This window comes from Actinokineospora guangxiensis (genome assembly GCF_042657845.1).
GTDB classification, from domain to species: Bacteria; Actinomycetota; Actinomycetes; order Mycobacteriales; family Pseudonocardiaceae; genus Actinokineospora; species Actinokineospora guangxiensis.
Genome location: NZ_JBHSKF010000012.1, coordinates 1 through 19,281 on the forward strand (window position 1 = coordinate 1; position 19,281 = coordinate 19,281).

Here is a 19,281-nt window from a genome sequence, read left to right on the forward strand (position 1 = left end):
CTGCCCGCCCGGCCCGCGCCGACGACGACGACCGTCCCGCCACCCCCACCACCACTCATCCCGTCCAGTCAGCTCCAATCTCCACCGACGCCCACCCAACCTCCGCCGCAGACCACCCGACGCCCCGCACCGCCGCCGAACAGCCAAGTTCCACCCCCACCTCCAGCTCGCCATCCACCACCGCACCTGAGCCCACTCACCCGGATCCGAGCCACACCTCACACCCCACCCACGCAATCTCCACCACCACAGACCTCCCCACCGACTCCCCCCTGGTCCACCCAACCCCCACATCCGAAGACATCCACCCAACGCCCTCCACCCCCAACCCCCCACTGGCCCCTCACCTCACGCAACCCTCCACCGCCGACAGCCGTCCCCACCCAGCTCCCACCAACCACCCCGGAACCACATCCCTCCACGCTCACACACCCCAAAACCTGATCCACCCAGCCGCTCTTCACTCCCACCCACTCCCGACGATCCACCAACCGCACCCCCCCGCACATCTGTCCCACCCGATCCCCAGCGGCAACCAGTCCCGCCAACCCACCCACGCGGCCAGACCGAACGTCAGTCCACATTCCACGACACCGCATCCCGACCTCAGCACCACGCAGCCACAACACCGACCTCCCAACCCGCGCACGTTCACAGCCCAAACGAATCCCCCCGAAGTCGCCGGCTTCCCCGTTGACGGACCACCCCAGATGATCTCCGGTCCACCCCGAGCGCTCCCCGTCCGGCTCAACCCAGGTCGCGCCTACCTGACCTCCCTCCTCCCTGCCGCATTCGGCCACCGTTCCACGACCGGATCACCAGCCGCGCGAACAAGCCTCGCCCAGAGATCACCCACGACCACCTCCCCAGACCACCCTCCCGCCGCCACCACACCCCCCAGCCTCTGGTCCATGGCAGCCGCCGCCCCCACCACAACCGCCACCATCGCAGCGCTCAAGGACCAGTGGTCCGCCAGGCAGGACGCCGACAACCCGAGACCAGACTTCTGGACCCTCTCCCAAGACACCACAGTCACCGCGCCCTCCCTCGCCGGTCTCGACTCCTCCTTCGCCACCGAATGGGCCGCCGCCGACCAGGCCGAACAGCGGAAAGAAGCGGCGAAGCTCCTGGCCGCGAGGAAGAGCCGTCCCCAGGACAAGGCGCCCGCGCCGATAGTCGCTCCCAACGGGGGCACCCTCAGCGACTACCTCGCCAACGGCGGTTCCCTCGACGCCCTCATGGCCGCAGAACCCGAGGACCAGGACGGGCCCGAAGAACCCGAACCCACGCCGACCACCGCCTTCCTCCCCGGCCGCCGGCCTCCTGAGGAAGACCCGCCACCCACCCTCACGATCGACGAGATCCGCGAGGAACTGGCCGACGAGCCGCCCGCCCGGTGGATGAACCTGGACGACCCCGACGACTACGACGAGCTGGCCGACCGGCTCTACAACACCCTGTCCAGCAGGCTGCGCTTCGACGTGTTGGTCGAGCGCGAGCGGTCCGGCACGTTGCTGGACTTCAGTTAGGAGGAGCGATGCCACCCGATCCGCCGAATCCGCTGGTGCTCGCGCACGGCATGGCGCACCGCTTCGTCGTCACGGCGGGGTCGCGGGAGCTGGGGGCCTGGTCGAAGGTCGCCGGGCTGTCGGTGACCTGGGACCTGGCCGAGTACCGGGTCGGGCATTCCGACCAGTACTTCAAGTTCGCCGGGGTGCCGAAGTTCGCGCGGGTGAAGTTGAGTCGGGCCGCCGACGCGACCGCCACGCCCGCGGTCAAGGTGTGGCTGGACGAGGTGCAGGCCAGCGGCGGGGTGCCCGAGTCGGGGGCGGTGCAGATGTTGACCTCGGCCGGGCAGGCGGTGATGACCTGGACGTTGCAGGAGATGTTCCCGATCGCCTGGCAGATCAGCGAGTTCGACGCCAGTGCGGGCAAGGTCGCCGTCGAGACGCTGGAACTCGTGCACTCCGGGTTCCTGACCGGCAAGCAGAGCGGAGGCGAGTGATGAGCGGCGGCAAGCAGGTCGCGCTGGGCATGGCGATGCGGTTCAACGTCAAGATCGACGGCGTGAACCTGGGCAACTGGACCTCCTGCAAGGGGCTCGAGGTCAAGACGAAGGTCCACAAAGTACGCGACACCGGCAACTACGCCTACGAGAAGATCCTCTTCGGTGACGTCCAGTACCAGACCGTCAAGCTCGAACGGGCGATGGAGAAGACCTCCTCGGCGGTGCTGCGCGAGTGGCTGGTGGAGAAGCTGAGCCCCTGGCAGCAGCCCGGGTTCATGCCGGAGCTGCTGTACTCGGTGATCGGCGGCAGCACGGCGAACATCACCCTGCTCGACTCGGCGTGGCAGGAAGTCGCGTCCTGGAAGCTGAAGAACGTCTACCCCGCGGGCTGGTACGGGCCGACCTTCTCGGCCAAGGACACCGCGGTGGCCATCGAACGGCTGGAGCTCGACCACGAAGGGTTCCTGGACGAATGATCATCCCGAACGCGCTGCCGAAGATGAGCGACCTCGGCAAGGCGATGAACTACGCCTCCCTGCTCGGGGAGAACGCGCGGCTGATGCTGGTCTCCGACGAGGGCGGCATCCCGGTCCGCTTCAGCGTGAACCCGAAGACGGTCCAGCTGAACAAGACGAACAAGACCGAGGGCAACCGCGGGGTCGTCACCTCCACCTTCAAGGACGCGCTGAAGGCCACCAGCAACCTGAAGCTGACGCTCAAGGGCGCCCACCTCACCGGCGCCGTCACCACGCAGGCCTCCATCGACCAGCTGATCGCCTGGGCGACGCCGCGCCAGATCAGCGCCGCCGAGGCCATGGCGCTGGATTCGGTGAGCGCCGCCGAGAACCTGATGAACGACGCGGTCGACATGGCCAAGAACGCCGCGGCCGAGAAGATCAAGGGGATGCTGCCCGGCGGGGGCGGCGACGGGCAGAACGCGCTGCCCGCTGAATCATCCACAAAGGACACGATTGTCAACAGGCTCATGTCGGCGCCGGTCTACTACCGGCTGCCCGTGCTGCTGGTGATGTGGGGCGTGGGCGGACCGCTGCGCGGCGGCACCAAGGTGAACCTGGAGCGGGTGGACATCGAGTACGAGCGCTTCGACTGGACCGGCGTGCCGGTGTGGGCGAAGGTGACGATGAGCCTCATCGAGTACACCGCGCCGCTACCCAGGCAGAACCCCACCTCGGGCGGGTTGCCCGGCCGCAGCAAGCACACCGTCTCCCAGGGCGAGGGGCTCGTGCAGATCGCCACCCGCGCCTACGGCACGCCCAAGGCGTGGCGGGAGGTGGCCGAGGCCAACGGCCTCGACGACCCGCTGCGGGTCAAGCCCGGCCGGACCCTCGCGCTGCCCGCCGCCGACTCCTTCGGACAGGGCGGTGCCCGGTGACCAGGCCGCAGGAGGGCATCGCCAACTCCGAGTCCACGGGCCGCCCGACGGTCAGCGTCGGCGGCACCCCGCTCACCCCGGAGCTGAGAGCGCGACTGCTGCGGGTCGTGGTCGACAACGACCTGCACCTGCCGGGCATGTTCGAGCTGACGTTCCTCGACATGGACGGCAACACCACCGGGTTGGCCGGGGCGTCCATCGGCGCGCCGGTGACCGTCATCGGCGCCGGGCCGGGCGGCACGGCGATGCCGCTGATCACCGGCGAGATCACCGCGATGGAGGCGCTGATCGCCGGGGTCACCGTGCGCACGGTCATCCGCGGCTACACCGAGGCGCACCGGCTGCAGCGGGCCAAACGCAGCCGCACCTACATCAACGTCACCGACGCCGACATCGCCCGCCGGGTCGCCACCGAGGCCGGGCTCCAGGTCGGCACGGTCATGCCGACGAGCACCACGCACGCCTACATGGCGCAGGTCAACCAGACCGACTGGGAGTTCCTGACCGCGCGCGCCACCGAGATCGGCTTCGAGGTGGGGGTCGCCAACGGCCTGTTCCACTTCCGGCCCGCCACCGACAGCGCGACCTCGGCGGGCGGCGGCGTCGAGGGCTTCGGCAAGAGCCTGCTCGCCGACGCGCTCGACACCAGCGCCACCGTCGAGGTGGCGTTCCCGGAGAACCTGATCAGCTTCCGGCCGCGGATCACCGCGGGCAACCTGACCCCGGATGTCGAACTGCGGGTGTGGGACCCGATGCTGCGCCAGACCCTGTCCCAGGCCTCGGGAACGCCGTCGGGCAGCACGCCGTCGCCTGCGGGCATGGGCGCGCAGTTCACCAACGGCGGGCTCTCGGCCGTGGCGAACTCGCTGGAGGCCGCCGCCGACTCGCTGACCTCCTTCAGCGCCACCGGCGTGCAGGACGGGCTGCGGGGCGCGGAGCAGGCGCTGACCAACGCCGCGTCGGAGGCCACGGGCGGTCTCCTCGGCTCGCCGATCGGGTTCCTGGGCGCCCCGCCGAGTCCGACCGCGCGGGTCGTGGTCGACCGGCCGGCCGTCGACGCGACCACCCTGCCCACCTCGGGGCCGATGATCGCCGGGGCGCTGGGCACCGACGTGGGCAGCACGTTCGCCGAGGCCGAGGGCGAGGCCAAGGGCAACGCGGCCATCCAGCCGGGCGCGCGGGTCTCGATCAGCGGTGTCCCCACGGTGTTCGCGGGCACCTGGCAGGTGTCGCGGGCCAAGCACATCTACGACGACTCCGAGTTCGGCTACCGGGTGGTGTTCTCCGCCCACGGCAGGCAGGACCGGACGCTGCTCGGCCTGACCTCGCGCTCCGCGCGCCGCTCCCCCGGCGCCACGGTGCTCGACAGCGTGGTGTGCGGGGTGGTCAGCAACTGCGCCGACCCGCTCGGCAAAGGCAGGGTGAAGGTGACGCTGCCGTGGCTGTCGCCGGACTTCGAGACCGACTGGGCGCCCAACACCCAGTTCTGCTCGGGCCCGCGCAGCGGCGCGATCTTCATGCCGGAGGTCGGCGACGAGGTGCTGGTCGCCTTCGAGTTCGGCGACGCGCGCAGGCCGTATGTCATCGGCGCGATGATGAACCAGCTCACCGGCTGGAGCATCGCCTCGTCCGGGCCGATCGTGGCGGGCGGGCTGCCCGGCCTCGGCGACATGGCGGTAGGCATGGCCGGGCAGGCCGCGGGGTCGGCGCTCGGCTCGCAGTACGGGCCGCTCGGGCAGATGATCGGCGGGCAGATCGGCAAGCAGGTCGCGGGCGAGATCACCGGCGAGGCGAAGGAAGCCATCGACGGCTCGGTGCTCGCGCCGGGGATGCTCACCGAGGTCCACCACCGCGGTTACGTCTCCAGCACCGGCAACGCGCTGCTGTTCTACGACGTGCCGATGCCCTTCACCGAGCCGCCGCCGCACCTGGAACAGGCGATGGGCGACCAGGGCGGCGGGACCGAGGGCGGTGGCGGCTCGCTGCTGCCGCCGGGCACCGGCGCGCTCGGCTCGGCGGTGCGCCTGGGCTCGCAGAACGGCGAGATCGGGGTGACCGTCGACCAGGTCAACGGCGGCGTCACCATCAGCGCGACCCCGATCCCGGGGGTGACGACGATCCCGCTGCCGAACGTGAACATCTCGGCGATGAACGGCTTCATCAGCCTCAGCTCCGGCCCATCGGGGACGATGCTGATCGACGGCGGCACGAACCTGGTCATCTCCTCGGCGCAGACCATCACCCTGCAGAGCGGCGCGATCAACATCATGGGCGGGGTCCTGGTCAACGGCAAACCCCTGCCCATCTGACGGACCGAAGGCAGCCATGATCGACAACGACTTCATCGGGCGGGGCTGGTCGTTCCCGCTGGACGTGACCGCCAACGGCACGATCGCCACCGTCGGCGGGGCGCTCAAACTGGAGCAGGCCATGACGCTGGTGCTGTCCACCTACCCCGGCGAGCGCCCCTTCCGGCCGCGCTTCGGCTCCAGGCTGCGCGACTTCACCTTCGAGAGCGCGACGGCGGCGGTGTTCGCCAGGATCGCCACCGAGGTGCGCGACTCGCTGGCGATGTGGGAGCCGCGCGCCGCGGTGCGCGACGTCGTCGTCTACCCGGCGCAGGACCGCGAGAACCTGCTGCACATCGACATCACCTACGTCATCAAGGGCGAGAACGACGAGCGCAACCTCGTCTACCCCTTCTACTCCATTCCCGATGAGGGGGACTACTGATGGTGCTCCCCGCGCCCAACCTGGACGACCGCCGCTTCCAGCAGTTCGTCGACGAGGCCAAGCGGTACGTGATGCGCCGCTGTCCCGAGTGGACGGACCACAACGTGTCCGACCCCGGCGTGACGCTGATCGAGACGTTCGCGTTCATGACCGAGCAGCTGTGCTACCGGCTCAACCGGGTGCCGGACCGGCTGTACGTCAAGTTCCTCGAACTGCTGGGGCTGCGCATGCTGCCGCCGACGGCGGCCGAGGTGCCGGTCACGTTCTGGCTGTCCACACCGGCCCGCGCGCCGCTGGTGATCCGGGCGGGGACGAAGATCTCGACGACGCGCACGGAGAGCGAGGACGCCGTCGTGTTCTCGACGCTGGCCGACCTGCCGGTGCTGCCGACGGAGATCTGCGCCATCCGCAGGGTGGTCAACCGGGGGGTGGCCAGCGAGAACCAGACCACCGCCTATGAGCTGGGCGAGGCGTTCACCACCTTCGCCGACCCGCCGCAGCTGGACGACGCGCTGCTCATCGGCCTGCGCGACCCGGCGCCGCGCTGCGCCGTGCGGCTGGACTTCGACGGCGACAGCGAGGGCGTCGGCGTGAACCCGAAGCACCCGCCGCTGGTGTGGGAGGCCTGGACGGGCGACGGCTGGGCCCCGTGCCCGACCACCACCGACGAGACCGGCGGGCTCAACCGGTCGGGGCGGATCGTGGTGCACCTGCCCGAGTCGCACGAGGCCAGCCTGATCGACGAGCACCGGGCCGCCTGGCTGCGGGTGCGGGTCGTGGAGCCGCTGCCCGGCCAGCCCGCCTACAGCTCCTCGCCGGTGCTGCGCGGACTGGTGGCGGGCACGGTCGGCGCGACCGCCCGCGCGGTGCACGGCGAGGTCGTGGAGTTCGAGGAGCTGGGCGAGTCCGAGGGCGTGCCGGGGCAGCGCTTCGACCTGGCGCGCAGCCCGGTGCTCACCGGCCAGCACCCGGCGTCGCTGCAGGTGTCGACCGACACCGGCTGGCAGGAGTGGACCAGGGTGGAGAACTTCGCCACCAGCGGCCCCGACGACCCGCACTACGTGCTCGACGGCGTGGCCGGGCAGGTCGAGTTCGGGCCCGCCGTGCGGATGGCGGGCCGGCTGACCCGCCAGTACGGCGCGGTGCCGCCGCGCGACGCGGTGGTGCGGATGCGGCGCTACTACTCGGGAGGGGGAGGGCGGGGCAACGTCGCCCGCTACGCGATCGACACGCTCAAGGGGTCGATCCCGTTCGTCTCCGGGGTGACCAACCTGAACCCGGCGGGCGGCGGCGTCGACGGGGAGACCCTGGACGAGGCCAAGGCGCGCGGCCCGATCCAGCTGCGCACCCGCAGCCGCGCCGTCACCGCCGAGGACTACGAGGCCATCGCGCGCGAGGCCGCGCCCGAGGTCGCCCGCGTGCACTGTCTGACCGCGGGCGAGGACGACGTCGCGCACGGCGCGGTCAAGGTGCTGGTGGTGCCCGCGGCGGCGCAGAAGAACCGTGAGCTGCTGTTCGCCGACCTGGTGCCGGGCGCGGGCACGCTGGAGCGGATCGCGGCCAAGCTGGACGACGTCCGCCTGGTCGGCACCCGCGTGCTGGTCGAGCCCGCCCGCTACCGGGGCGTCACGGTCATCGCCCGACTGGTGGCGCGCACCCGGCTCGACCCCGAGGAGATCCGGGTGCGCGCGCTGGAGCGGCTGTACTCCTACATCAACCCGCTCACCGGCGGCGAGGACGGCACCGGCTGGGTGTTCGGGCGGCGCATCTCCCACGGCGAGGTGTTCGCGCTGCTGCAGTCAGTGCGCGGGGTGGATGTTGTGGAGGACGTGCGCCTGTTCGGGGCGAACCCGGTGACCGGTGAGCGCGGCTCGGAGGTGACGCGGCTGCCGGTCGGCGCGGGCGGCCTGGCGTTCTCCTACGACCACCAGGTGCGGGTGGAGCGGTCATGACCGCCGTCGACCGCAGACCCGCCGTGGTGGACGGCGCGGTGGCCGGGTCGGTGGAGCGCGGCCTGGTGGTGGGCGCGTCGGCCCCGCCGCTGCCGTCGCCGTACCCGCTGATCCGCCACCTGCCCTCGGTGTTCGGCGACGACATGTTCGCCGTGCGCTGGACCGGAGGGCTTGACGACGTCCTCGCCCCGCTGATCAACATCATCGACTGCGTCGGCGCCTACATCGACCCGATGCTCGCGCCGGAGGAGTTCGTCCGGTGGATGTCGGGCTGGTTCGGCGTGCTGCTGGACGAGAGCTGGCCGATGAGCGCGCAGCGGGCCGTCGTCGCCCAGGCGGTGGACCTGTTCCGCATGCGCGGCACGGTGGCCGGGCTGCGCAGGCACCTGGCCGTGGTGGTCGACGGCGAGGTCGAGATCACCGAGAGCGGCGGCACGTCGTGGTCACCGCGGCCGATCCCGGAGCCGCCGAACGACGTGGAGCACTGGGTGCACGTCGTGGTCCGTCCGAGCCCCGGGCGCCCGGTCTCCGAGGACGCCGTCGCCGCGGTGATCCGCGCGGCCAAGCCGGTGCACGTGGCGCACAGCCTGGAGGTGCTCTGGTGATCGTCTGCACGATGTGCGGGAACCACAACGACGACGCCTCCGCGTTCTGCGGTGACTGCGGCAAGTTCCTGGAGTGGAACGGGGAGAAGGTCGCGCCGCCGCCGGAGGTGCAGGTCGTCGTCGAGGAGCCGCCGCCGCCCCCGCCGGAGCAGCGGCCGGGCTGGTGGCGGCGGTTGCGCACGTGGGTCGCGTCGAAGCTGCCCAACCGGTTCTACGTCGCCCCGCGCGAGCGGACCCCGGTCAGCGCGCTGGCGGTGTGGACGTCGGAGGCCGAGCCGCCCCCGCCGCCGCCCGCCCCCGCCGAGCCGGAGGGCCCGCCGCCGCCTCCGGTCAAGAAGCCCCCGCCGCCCCCGCCGGGGGCGAAGAAGCCGCCACCACCGCCACCGGGGAAGAAGGACCCACCCCCTCCCCCCGGCGCGAAAGCACCTCCCCCGCCACCTGGGGCCAAGGCGCCTCCGCCTCCCCCGGCAGCGAAAGCACCCCCACCGCCACCTGGGGCCAAGACACCGCCACCACCACCGGGGGCCAAGACACCGCCACCACCACCGGGGGCGAAGACACCGCCTCCACCGCCCGCTGCCAAGACGCCCCCTCCGCCACCCGGCGCGAAGGCACCTCCGCCACCACCGGGGGCGAAGACCCCACCACCGCCACCCGGCGCGAAAGCGCCGCCACCGCCACCCGGGGCCAAGACCCCGCCGCCACCGCCAGGGGCGAAGACCCCACCACCGCCCGCGACACCCCCGAAGGCCGAGGAGCCCGAGAAGCGCGCGCCGGACCCCGATCTGGTGGCCGCCCTGGCCCAGCCGGTCACCGGGGTCGCCGAGGCGCGGGCGGAGGAGCCGCCGGAACTCAAGCCCGCGCCCGCCGTCGTGCGGACGAGGGCGATCGTGCGGACCAAGCCGACCCGCAGGCTGGAGCTGGGCGACCTGGTGTGCGCGGCGTGCGGCGAGGGCAACGCGCCGACCCGCAACTTCTGCAGCCGCTGCGGTGAGTCGCTGGCCGACGCGGGCGTGGTCAAGCCGACATGGTGGCGGCGGCTGTTCCGGCGGCGCGCCAAGCGCTACCCGGCGGGCACGCGGCCGGGCGCGAAGGGCACCCGGGAGCACAGGTCGTGGGTGGCCGCGCTGTCCTTCCGCAGGCTGCGCACCGCCCTGGTGTTCATCGCGGTGTTCCTCGGCCTGGTCTACGCGGTGTACCCGCCGTTCCGCTCGACGGTGATCGACAACATGCGCGCGCTGTACCGCAAGGTCGCGCCGAACCTGGAGCCGATCCGTCCCGTCACGGTCAGCTCCCCCACGGCGCTGCCCGGCCACGAGCCCGCGATGCTGTCCGACACCTACAACAACACCTACTGGATGGCGCAGCTCGGCCCGGCCAACCGGCCGCGGATCGTGTTCCGGTTCAGCGAGAGCTATCTGCTGCGCAGCCTGATCGTGCACTCCGGTTCCAGCGACGCCTTCGCCGACGACGGCAGGCCGTCCATCCTGCGGCTGACCTACAACACCGGCCGCACGGAGAACGTGCTCCCGCAGGACAGTTCGCGCGCGCAGACGATCGATCTGAAGAACACCACGCTGATCACGTCGGTGACCGTGGAAGTCATCGACGTCTACTCGGGGGCCAAGCGCCAGACCGTGGCCATCAGCGAGCTGGAGTTCTTCGCTCTCAAATGACGGATCGCTTGGCTGAGGAGGACGAATGCGTTGCCCTGGAAGGCAAACGCGGACCGGAAGCGGTTCGGCGGCGAGACCGGCGTGCTGCACTGGACGGGTGACCGAGACCCCCAGCCACCGCGCCCTCCCGCCGAACCGGCCCCGCGTCGCGCTCGCCGTGGCCGGGCTGCTGACCGCGGCGTCCATCGGCGCCATGGCCTCGTCGCCGGAGGCGGCGCCCGCCCCGATCGCGGGCACCGCTCCCCCGCCGACCGCCGAGCCGCCGATCGTGATCCCGGTCGGCCCGCTGCCCACGGACCTCCCGCCGGTGGGCGCCGACGGCGACGCCCCGCCGACCGCGACACCGCCGCCGGTGGCCGCGGGTGGCCGGGTGGACCGGGTCGCCCCGGTGTCCTACGCCGCGGGCGGGGTGCCGTCCACGGTGCTGAGCGCCTACCAGGAGTCCGCCGCGCGGCTGGCGGGCGAGCAGCCGGGCTGCCGCCTGTCGGTGCCGCTGCTGGCCGCCATCGGCAAGGTCGAGTCGGGGCACGCGCGCGGCGGGCGGGTCGACGTGACCGGGCGGACCGTCTCGCCGATCCTCGGCCCGGTGCTCAACGGCGGGCCGGGCATCGCCGCGATCCGCGACACCGACGGCGGCGCCTACGACGGCGACACGGTGTGGGACCGCGCCGTGGGGCCGATGCAGTTCATCCCGAGCACCTGGGCGCGGTGGGGCGCCGACGCCGACGGCAACGGCACGCGCGACCCGCACACCATCCGCGACGCCGCCACCGCAGCGGGCCGTTACCTCTGCGCGGGCGGACGCGACCTGATGACCGCCGACGGCCTGCGCTCGGGCATCCTCAGCTACAACCGCTCCACCGAGTACCTGCGCCTCGTCCTCGCCTGGATGGCCACCTACGCGCGCGGCACCGCCGCGCTCCCCGACTCCCCCGCCACGGGCGGCCCTGGCGGGCGTCCGCCGACGCCCGACCCGCGCCCGCCCGCGCAGGACCCGCAGCGACCGGCACCCCCCACCCCGCCACCGGGTACCGCTCCGCCGAGCGCCACTCCGCCGGGAACCACCCCGCCCAGCCCGACACCCCCCGGCACACCGCCCCCGAATCCCCCTGGCACGCCGCCGCCCGGGATCACCCCGCCGGGAACGACACCGCCGGGAACCACCCCGCCCGCACCCGGGCAGCCCCTCGATCCGCTGACCGGGATCATCTGCACCGTCGACGGCATCACCCAGCCGGTCACCGGCATCATCGGCGGTCTGCTGCCGATCCTGCCGGACCCGCAGCTGCCGGGCTGCCCCGAGCGGCAAGCGACGCCGTAAGGACTCAGGCGTGGAGCCGGGCGGCCTGGTGGTCGCCCGGCTCACGCTGTTCCAGGCGGCCACGCACCACCCGGACGGCGAGGTGGAGGGCGAGCCGGTCGTCGGCGACGGCGAAGTCGACCCCGAGCAGGCCGCGAATCCGCTCCAGCCGCTGCAACACGGTGTTGCGGTGCACGCCGAGCGCCGCCGCCGTCGCCGACGTCGAGCAGTTGCTGTCCAAATAGGCCGACAGAGTCGTGGTGAGCAGACCGGTGCCGTCGGCGTCGACCAGCGGCAACAGCAGCTGGCGGGAGAGCGTGAGCTGCACGTCGGTGACGTAGCGGTCGGCGAGCAAGCGCTTCACACCGCTGGTTCCGACCCGCTCGACCGCGCCGTCGCGCGCCTTAGCCAGCAAGGCCGCTTGGCGCGCTTCGCGCAGGGACTCGCGCAGCCCGGCGGTGCCCGGCCGCGCACCGCCGACCCCGGCGCACAGCCGCAGGCCGCCGTTCTCCCGTTCCAGGTCGGCGAGAACGTCGTGCAGGGCCGCCACCAGGCCGGTGTCGGCCTCCGGGTCGGGAGGAGAGGAGTCCGTCGTCCACAGCGACCACCCGGCTCCGTCGCCGACCGGGTCCGCCGCGACGCCGTGCGCGGCCAGTGCGGCGCCCAGCCGTCCGACGACCGCGGCGGGGTCCGTGCGCCGGGCCGACCGCAGCGCCACGTGCACACCGGTGTGCCAGCCGCCGAGGCCCCAGCCCGCCGCCGTCGCCTGCTCCAGCACCGCGCGCGGCGGGGCCTCGGCGGCGGCCAGCAGGCGGGCGAGCAGGCGCTCGCGGTGGCCGGCCCGGCGCTCGACCCGCAGCGCGGAGGAGGCCAGGTGCGCCACCAGGGCCCATGCCGCGAGCCCCAGCGCCTGGCTGGTGATCTGCACCGCCGAGGGGGGCGCGACCGGGGCCGAGGCCACCAGCCACAGGTTCGCAGGCCCTCCGTTGCTCAACTGCACTGGCTGCGCGACCAGCACTTCCTCGCCCGCCGAACGCACCCAGGGCCGCGGCGACACCGCGCCCCTGGGTACTGAGTCCGCCAGGCACGCGCGCGCCTGCTCGGTGAGCACACCGGCCAGCACCCGGGCTTCCAGGTCGACCAGCGCGACGGGACGGTGCAGCGCGTGCCCGATGACGTCGACCATCTCCTCCGGGGTGGCCCGGGTGGAGCGCAGCTGGTGGGCGATGACGCCGAGCACACCGGCGTCGGCGTCGTCGGAGGCGCGCACGAAGCGGTCCATCGCGGGCACCAGCCGCACCGGCTCGTCCTGCTCGACCAGCACGAGCGCGACGCGGACCGCCTCGGCCAGCTCCAGGGTGGCCGAGGCGAGCCCGCCGGGCGGGCGCTGCACCAGCAGCCCGGCCGCGCGCCGCTGCTCGGCCAGCCGGATGGCCACGTCGGTGACCGCTTCCTCGGCGCGCAGCCCGCTGCGGTCGAACACGGCGAGCGCGCCAGGCCGCACACCTGCCACCGCGAGCGGCCCGGCAGGCGAGATGACCGATCCGACCGGCGTGGCGCACCCGCCGTCGGGGGCGATGAGCGCGGCACCCGGGAAGAACCCGACCGACACGAGACGGCTCAGCATCACGGGCATACCGGCACTCCCTCGATCCCGAGGAGCCCCGGGGCACACGTCCCGGGGGACTCCCGGGCTGTCTAACGACGACGCCGCCCCGGTGGTACGCCGAGAAACCTCAGATCATTCCTTCGCGCATGGCGAATCCGACGGCGTGGGCCCGATTCCTGAGCTGGTACCGGGACACCACACCGTGCAGCGTGTTCTTGATCGTCCGTTCGGAGTAGGACAACTCGCGCGCGATCTCCCTGACCTCCATGCCCTGGGCGATCATGCGCAGCACCGACGCCTCCCGATCGGACAGTCCGGTGAACCGGATGCCGGTCGGCGCGAGCACCGAGTTCTGCAGCCGGTTGACCTGGTCGATCAGCCTGCCGAGCAGCTTCGGGGAGAGCACCCCGCCCATGCCCGAGGCCTGCCGGATCGCGCTGACCAGCCGCTCCGGTGTCGCCTCGGTGCGCGGGACCAGCCCGCACGCGCCCGCCTCGATCGCGGCGAGCATGCCCCGGTCGTCGACCGAGGAGAGCAGCAGGATCACCTGGCGCATCCCCTGCCCGCGCAGCTCCCTGACCTTGCGCACGGCGTGGTCCTCCACCGCGTCGGTCACCACGACGCACACCAGGTCCTGCTCGCCGCCCGGGGCCGCCACGACGGAGATCTCCGGCCGGGCGCGCAGCTGCGCGCTCACCCCGCTCTCCAGGATGGGATCGGTGGCCGTGACATAGACGGGGATGCGCTGCGCCATTCTCATCGCCCTCTCTCGCCGGTGTGCGGTGAGAGCAAGTGTGAGGACGCCGCTCAACACGGGCTCAACGGTGCGCGGGGTACGCCATTCAGCGCACAAGCGCCGCCGTGAAGGTGCCGAAGGGTGTACACGCGTCGCGCGCGTTGCGGCAGGTGACCGCGAGTATCACCTGCTCCCCCGGTGCTACCAGCGGTGACCGGTCGGGCCCGAGCACGAGCGCGTCGCTGCCGTCGCGGTCCACATCGGCCAGGTCCACGGTGGCGATGACCCGGTCGCCGTGGCGCACCCGCACCTCGCCGACATCGGCCGACGGGTTGCGCAGGACCACCGAGGTGACCCGGTGCCGCGGCCCGTCAGGGACGACGTAGGCGAACAGCTGGGGGCCGCCGCCGACGCCGGGGAAGGCCTGGGCGCGGATGGTGAACGTGGTGTTGTTGACCTGGCCGCCGCCGTCACCACCGTCGCCGTCGCCGCCCGTTCCACCGGTTCCCGGCCTGCGGGTGACACCGCCGGTGCCGCCGGAGGGCGTGGTGCGCGGGGCCGTGGTGGTCGGCGGGGTCGTCGTGGTGGCGCGCCTGGTCGTGGACGGGGTTGGCGTCGGCGTGGGGGTGAAGGTCGGCGACGGGCCCGCGATGGACACCGGGCGCTGCCGCAGCAGGGCGGTGACGATCACCACGAGGGCGAGCAGGATGGCGAGCAGGATCGAGAACAGCCAGAAGAACCGCTGCGGGATCAGCGGTCCCTGGTCCAAGCCGCCGTCGACCTCGATCGGCGCGGCGCTGGGGACGATCACCGTGACCTGGAACGGCAGGTGCCGGTTCTGCCCCTTCCAGAAGTAGCGTTTCGGCCGCGCGAGAACCCGCACGAAGGTGGCGGTGCCCGGCTCCAGCCGCGGCGCGTGCGGGCGGATCTTGAAGGTCAGCTTGCTGTCCGGGTCGGCGGCGGTGACCTCGACGCCGTGCGGGTGGTTGCCCTTGTTGTCGATGGCGATGGTGTGCCTGCCGCGCCGCCGCGACGACGAGGTGACCGGCACGATCGCCGCGTCGACCTCGGTGAACGGCTCGACGAGGACCGCGCCCTCCTGCACGACCGAGCCGCCGGGGTCCTCGCGCGAGGACACCTGCAGGGCGAAGGCGTGCTCGCCCGCCAGCACCTCGGGGGAGCGCGGCGGGCTGAAGGTCAGTTCGACGGTGATCTCCTGGTGCGGCATCAGGTTGACCCGCGCGGGCTTGACCTCCGTCCAGTCCCGCACGTCGCCGCGCACGGCGAAGACGAACTGGTCGACCACCGCGGAGTTGTTGCGCACCAGAACGTGGCAGCGCGCCGCGCCGCCGGCCTGGACCTCCACCGACGTCGTCCGCAGTGTCGCGCTGACCGCCATGGGGTCAGCGTGGCGCGTCGGCGGCTCCGGGTCAGCGCGGTCGCAGCCAAGCGCACGGCCACCTCCGGTTGCCCGCGCGGGCAGCCCGGACGGACACCGGACGGACACCGGCCGGGAATGGGCGGGTTGTGCGGACTGCCCAGTTACCCAGGGTCGGGTGGGCAGTCCGCATGATGACACCCGTTCGCCGTGATACAAAACTAGTCAGGGTGTACATCCGGCAGGAAAGAGCGCACCGCTTGACCCGTCGCGGCCGGGCCCCGACCGCGATCCACCGCCGAACCCTCATCACGACCCTCGACGCCGAGGCGGGCTCGCGCCTGCGGCTGCTCGTCGGCCCGGCCGGGGCCGGGAAGTCCGTGCTGCTGCGGCAGATGGCCGCCGCCGGTGACGACCGTCCGGAGCAGTTCCCGGTGGTCTGCCCGGCGGGCACGGGCGACTTCGACACCGCGCTGACCGCCGCTTTCGCCGAGCACCTCGGTTTCCGGCCAACCGGCGTCGACGCCCTCCTCTGCGCCCTGAACGGGGATTCCCGCCCGTTCACCGTGTTCATCGATGACGCGCACCGGCTCCGCGGCGACGGCGCCACGACACTGGCCAGGATGCTGCACGAGGCCCCGGCCGCCACCCGGTTCGTCGTGGCCACCCGCGACGAGCGGGTTCCCGGCGCCGCCGGACTCGGCGGGGAGGTCAGCCGCTTCGGCTACCCGGACCTGCGGCTGCGGTCATGGGAGGTGGAGGAGGTCTTCGCCGAGGTGTACCGCTCGCCGCTGGCTCCCGAGGCGGCGGCGACGCTGTGCGCGCGGGTGGAGGGCCTCGCCGCCGCGCTGCGCCTGCTGCACCTGGAGACCGTCGTGCTCAACCCGGCAGAGCGCGCCGAGGTGCTGGCCGCCCCGCCCGCCCGGTCACAGCGCATCGCCGACTTCCTCGACCGCGAGGTGCTCGGACCGCTGCCGGTGTCGACGGTGGACTTCATGGTGGAGGCCAGCCCGCTGGCCGTGCTGGACAGCGCGGTGTGCGACGCGCTGCTCGGCCGCCGCGACAGCGCCGACGTGCTCGCCGAACTCGTCACCAGCCAGGCGATGACCTGCCGGGCGGGCGGGCGTTTCCGCTTCCACGTGCTGCTGCAGCAGCACCTGGAACGCCGCGGCGCCGAACTGCGCGGCGCGGCGCTGACCCGGCAGAAGTACCGCGCCGCCGCCGCGCACCTCACCAGCGGCGGGCACTGGCCCGAGGGCTACCGCGCCCACGCCCGCGCGGGCGACTGGGCGACGGCGGCGGCCGTGCTGCACCGCTGCGGCACCGACCGCGACGGCCTGCGCGCCTCGGCGTCGGTGCCGCAGGCGCTCTTCGACGACGACCCGTGGATCGCCATCGCCGAGGCGCGGCGGCTGCGCGGAGCGGGCGTGCTCGCCGACGCCTACGACGAGTACCTGCGCGCGGAGGGCATGGTCGGCGAGCCCGGCCTGCGGTGGCAGTGCACCGCGGAGCGCTCGGCGATCGCCAGCTGGATCGTGGACGACCACCTCCGCGAGGAGGACCCGCTCGTCAGCGACGTCTCCGCGCTGGTGGCCATGGCCGTGCGCGAGCGGCCCGCGCGGATGCTGGCCCAGGCCGCGCCCGCGGCGAACCCGGCGTGGGCGCTGGGCCGGGCGCTGGGCGCCTTCCTCGACGCGCGGCCGGACCAGGCCGTCGCCTTGGCGCGACCGCTGGTGACCGGGCCGCCGTCGTTCGTGTCGCTGACCGCGCGGCTGCTCGTGTCCGTGCTGATCGCCTTCGACAACCGCACCTGCGACCCCGGGGTCTTCGCCCGACTGGCCGCCGACGCCGAGGAGGCGGGCTGGCTGAGCCTGGCCAGGATCGCCCGCGCCGCGACCGCGCTCGTCACGCCCGGCTCGTGCGACGACGCGGTCGCCATCGCCGAGGAGTGCGCCAGGGTCGGGGACCACTGGGGCGAGCTGATGACGCTCGTGGTGGCCTCGATCGGCCTGCGGCGGGCGAGCCGCTGCCCCGAGGCGATCACCCGGCGCGGGATCGACCTGGCCCAGCGGCTCGGCGCGCACGTCCCGGAGGCGTGGCTGCGCCTGACCCTGCTGCACGAGCTGCGGCGCACCGGCGACCCGGAACTGGCCGCCCGCACCGCCGACGTCGAGCGGGTGGCCGATGCCCTGCTGCCCCGCTCGGTCGCCGAGGTCGGGGCCCTGGTCGCCGAGGTCGGCAAGCCGGTCCCGGCGCCGCACCCTCGGCTCGCGCTCGCCGAGCCCGCCCCCGCCGCCCCGGTGTCGGTCCGCTGCCTCGGCCGCTACGAACTGGCCGTGGCGGGCGAACCCGTCGACCTCGACCAGTTGCGCGCCCAGGCCCGTCGCGTGCTGCGGGTGCTGTCGATGCACTACGGGCATCCGCTGCACGAGGAGCACCTGCTCGCCGCGCTGTGGCCGGACGCGCCGCTCGCGCCCGCCAAGCACCGCCTGCAGGTGGCCATCTCCAGCCTGCGCGCGCTGATCCGCGGGTTCGGGGTGGACGGTTTCGGCATCGACCGCATCGGCAGCGCCTACCTGCTGCGCCTGCCGCCGGGCAGCACGGTGGACCTGGTCGAGCTGGCCGACGCGGTGCGCCGGTGGCGGCAGGCGCGCCACACCCTGGACGCCGAACAGGTGCGCGCCCTCGGCCACCGCACCCTCGACCTCTACCGCGGCGACCTGCTGGACGAGGAGGGGCCCGCGGAGTGGGTGCTCGCCCGCCGGGAGACGACCCGCGGCGAGGCCGCGGCCGTCGCCGCGGGCCTGGCCCGCTTCGAGATGGTCCGCAACAACCCGGCCGCCGCCATCGAGATCTGCGAGCGCGCCCTGCGCATCGACGAACTCGACGCCCGGCTCTGGGACACCCTCGCCGAAGCCCGCCACCGCACCGGGAACACCGCCACCGCCCTGCGCGCCCGCAACGCCTATCGCGACCTCGTCGCGGGAACCTGACCACAGAGGACGCTTCCGGGGGCGGGGACCGCCCCCGGAAGCAGCCGCACGGCAACCGCCCCGGGAAGCCGTGTCGTCACACGCCGCAGCCCGGCGCCGACCAGAACCGGCCGGTGCCCTGCGCCACGTGGACGTGGTCGTCGTGCCCGGGGTAGCCGGGGCCCAGGATCTCGGTGAAGCCGTGGTTGCGCGCCTGGCGGACGATGGTGCAGTAACCCTGCGAGCCCGCGGCGAGGTCGGCCGAGTCGCCGTACATGTGCCTGCTGTTGGCCGAACCGCCCGCGGCGTTGTTGCACGCGACGCTGCGGAAACCGCTGTTGACGCCCAGCGGCCGCGAGCCGAGGGCGTGGCGCAGGGCCTGGAGCTTCCACATCACGACCAGGGAGTTGGCCCGCGCCTGGCCCGCCGAGACCCGGCCGCCGGACCAATCGCCGTTGCAGCGGTTGAGTTCCGCGTAGGTGAAGTTGATCGGCGTGCAGTCGTCGTCCTGCAGCTCGTAGAGCTTGCCGAAGGTCTGCGGGCCCGCGATGCCGTCGGCGCCGAGACCGTACGCCTGCTGGAAGCGGGTGACCGCGGCCGCGGTCGCGGGGCCGAACTGGCCGTCGATGGCGAGCACCCCGCCGTAGCCGGGGTAGCCGGACACGCGGATCTGGAGCTGGCGCACGTCCTCACCGGACGCTCCTTGGCCCAGGGACCGGCCCCAGGTGTAGCAGCCGTCGGCGGCCCGGACGTCCTGGACGGTGACCGGCCCTGGGTCCGCGGTCGCCGCCGTGGTGGTGGCCAGCGCGGCGACCACGGCGGCTATCAGCGGGAGGATCAGCTTGCGCATGAGGGTGAACACCTTTCAAGGCAGGGGAAAAGGTGGTCACGCGACGCTAGCGAAACGGCCGCCGGATGG

At 73.1% G+C, this 19,281-nt stretch carries 15 protein-coding genes; 11 read left to right on the top strand and 4 right to left on the bottom strand.

Annotation, left to right across the window (positions count from 1 at the left end; translation table 11 throughout):
• Positions 1-911: 911 nt before the first annotated feature.
• From ACFPM7_RS21340 to ACFPM7_RS21385, 10 genes are all read left to right on the top strand, one after another.
• On the top strand, positions 912-1,529 hold the full coding sequence (locus ACFPM7_RS21340; RefSeq protein ID WP_378249452.1) for a hypothetical protein: 618 nt from the start codon (positions 912-914) through the stop codon (positions 1,527-1,529).
• An 8-nt stretch (positions 1,530-1,537) separates the two neighbouring features.
• A complete protein-coding gene (locus ACFPM7_RS21345; RefSeq protein WP_378249453.1) occupies positions 1,538-2,005 on the top strand; it encodes a phage tail protein in 468 nt (155 codons plus the stop codon).
• Positions 2,005-2,484, top strand: coding sequence for a phage tail protein (locus ACFPM7_RS21350; RefSeq protein ID WP_378249454.1), 480 nt, complete (start codon positions 2,005-2,007; stop codon positions 2,482-2,484). The genes ACFPM7_RS21345 and ACFPM7_RS21350 overlap by 1 nt, the downstream gene beginning before the upstream one ends.
• Complete coding sequence (locus ACFPM7_RS21355; protein ID WP_378249455.1) at positions 2,481-3,401, top strand: LysM peptidoglycan-binding domain-containing protein; 921 nt, start codon at positions 2,481-2,483, stop codon at positions 3,399-3,401. Before ACFPM7_RS21350 ends, ACFPM7_RS21355 begins: the two co-directional genes overlap by 4 nt.
• Positions 3,398-5,710: a phage baseplate assembly protein V gene (locus ACFPM7_RS21360; protein WP_378249456.1), complete on the top strand. Its 2,313-nt coding sequence runs from the start codon at positions 3,398-3,400 to the stop codon at positions 5,708-5,710. Before ACFPM7_RS21355 ends, ACFPM7_RS21360 begins: the two co-directional genes overlap by 4 nt.
• A gap of 16 nt (positions 5,711-5,726) precedes the next feature.
• A complete protein-coding gene (locus ACFPM7_RS21365) occupies positions 5,727-6,134 on the top strand; it encodes a GPW/gp25 family protein (protein WP_378249457.1) in 408 nt (135 codons plus the stop codon).
• Complete coding sequence (locus ACFPM7_RS21370; protein WP_378249458.1) at positions 6,134-8,086, top strand: putative baseplate assembly protein; 1,953 nt, start codon at positions 6,134-6,136, stop codon at positions 8,084-8,086. Before ACFPM7_RS21365 ends, ACFPM7_RS21370 begins: the two co-directional genes overlap by 1 nt.
• Positions 8,083-8,691 (top strand): phage tail protein, encoded by a 609-nt coding sequence (locus tag ACFPM7_RS21375; RefSeq protein ID WP_378249459.1) that lies wholly within the window; start codon positions 8,083-8,085, stop codon positions 8,689-8,691. Before ACFPM7_RS21370 ends, ACFPM7_RS21375 begins: the two co-directional genes overlap by 4 nt.
• Positions 8,688-10,367, top strand: a complete 1,680-nt coding sequence (locus tag ACFPM7_RS21380; protein WP_378249460.1) for an NADase-type glycan-binding domain-containing protein — start codon at positions 8,688-8,690, stop codon at positions 10,365-10,367. Before ACFPM7_RS21375 ends, ACFPM7_RS21380 begins: the two co-directional genes overlap by 4 nt.
• A gap of 97 nt (positions 10,368-10,464) precedes the next feature.
• Positions 10,465-11,688: a lytic transglycosylase domain-containing protein gene (locus ACFPM7_RS21385; RefSeq protein WP_378249461.1), complete on the top strand. Its 1,224-nt coding sequence runs from the start codon at positions 10,465-10,467 to the stop codon at positions 11,686-11,688.
• A gap of 4 nt (positions 11,689-11,692) precedes the next feature.
• Here the strand turns inward: ACFPM7_RS21385 and ACFPM7_RS21390 are convergent, their stop codons facing one another.
• The 3 genes from ACFPM7_RS21390 to ACFPM7_RS21400 all read right to left on the bottom strand — a co-directional run bounded on the left by ACFPM7_RS21390 (position 11,693) and on the right by ACFPM7_RS21400 (position 15,411).
• Positions 11,693-13,303 carry a helix-turn-helix domain-containing protein gene (locus ACFPM7_RS21390; RefSeq protein WP_378249462.1) on the bottom strand — a complete coding sequence of 537 codons (1,611 nt, stop codon included), beginning with the start codon at positions 13,301-13,303 and terminating at the stop codon, positions 11,693-11,695.
• A gap of 100 nt (positions 13,304-13,403) precedes the next feature.
• Positions 13,404-14,030: a response regulator transcription factor gene (locus tag ACFPM7_RS21395; RefSeq protein ID WP_378249464.1), complete on the bottom strand. Its 627-nt coding sequence runs from the start codon at positions 14,028-14,030 to the stop codon at positions 13,404-13,406.
• Positions 14,031-14,118: 88 nt separating this feature from the next.
• On the bottom strand, positions 14,119-15,411 hold the full coding sequence (locus ACFPM7_RS21400; protein WP_378249465.1) for a COG1470 family protein: 1,293 nt from the start codon (positions 15,409-15,411) through the stop codon (positions 14,119-14,121).
• 239 nt (positions 15,412-15,650) lie between these two features.
• Between ACFPM7_RS21400 and ACFPM7_RS21405 the strand changes: the two genes are divergently transcribed.
• Positions 15,651-18,383, top strand: a complete 2,733-nt coding sequence (locus ACFPM7_RS21405) for a winged helix-turn-helix domain-containing protein (RefSeq protein WP_378249466.1) — start codon at positions 15,651-15,653, stop codon at positions 18,381-18,383.
• Positions 18,384-18,459: 76 nt separating this feature from the next.
• Here the strand turns inward: ACFPM7_RS21405 and ACFPM7_RS21410 are convergent, their stop codons facing one another.
• Positions 18,460-19,212, bottom strand: a complete 753-nt coding sequence (locus ACFPM7_RS21410) for a D-Ala-D-Ala carboxypeptidase family metallohydrolase (protein ID WP_378249467.1) — start codon at positions 19,210-19,212, stop codon at positions 18,460-18,462.
• Between the last annotated feature and the right edge of the window lie 69 nt (positions 19,213-19,281).

Coding starts and splice junctions, on each gene's coding strand:
- ACFPM7_RS21365 (WP_378249457.1), top strand. CDS start 5,727: ATGATCGACAACGACTTCATCGGGCGGGGCTGGTCGTTCCCGCTGGAC.
- ACFPM7_RS21390 (WP_378249462.1), bottom strand. CDS start 13,303: ATGCCCGTGATGCTGAGCCGTCTCGTGTCGGTCGGGTTCTTCCCGGGT.
- ACFPM7_RS21370 (WP_378249458.1), top strand. CDS start 6,134: ATGGTGCTCCCCGCGCCCAACCTGGACGACCGCCGCTTCCAGCAGTTC.
- ACFPM7_RS21395 (WP_378249464.1), bottom strand. CDS start 14,030: ATGGCGCAGCGCATCCCCGTCTATGTCACGGCCACCGATCCCATCCTG.
- ACFPM7_RS21340 (WP_378249452.1), top strand. CDS start 912: ATGGCAGCCGCCGCCCCCACCACAACCGCCACCATCGCAGCGCTCAAG.
- ACFPM7_RS21355 (WP_378249455.1), top strand. CDS start 2,481: ATGATCATCCCGAACGCGCTGCCGAAGATGAGCGACCTCGGCAAGGCG.
- ACFPM7_RS21400 (WP_378249465.1), bottom strand. CDS start 15,411: ATGGCGGTCAGCGCGACACTGCGGACGACGTCGGTGGAGGTCCAGGCC.
- ACFPM7_RS21375 (WP_378249459.1), top strand. CDS start 8,083: ATGACCGCCGTCGACCGCAGACCCGCCGTGGTGGACGGCGCGGTGGCC.
- ACFPM7_RS21345 (WP_378249453.1), top strand. CDS start 1,538: ATGCCACCCGATCCGCCGAATCCGCTGGTGCTCGCGCACGGCATGGCG.
- ACFPM7_RS21350 (WP_378249454.1), top strand. CDS start 2,005: ATGAGCGGCGGCAAGCAGGTCGCGCTGGGCATGGCGATGCGGTTCAAC.
- ACFPM7_RS21410 (WP_378249467.1), bottom strand. CDS start 19,212: ATGCGCAAGCTGATCCTCCCGCTGATAGCCGCCGTGGTCGCCGCGCTG.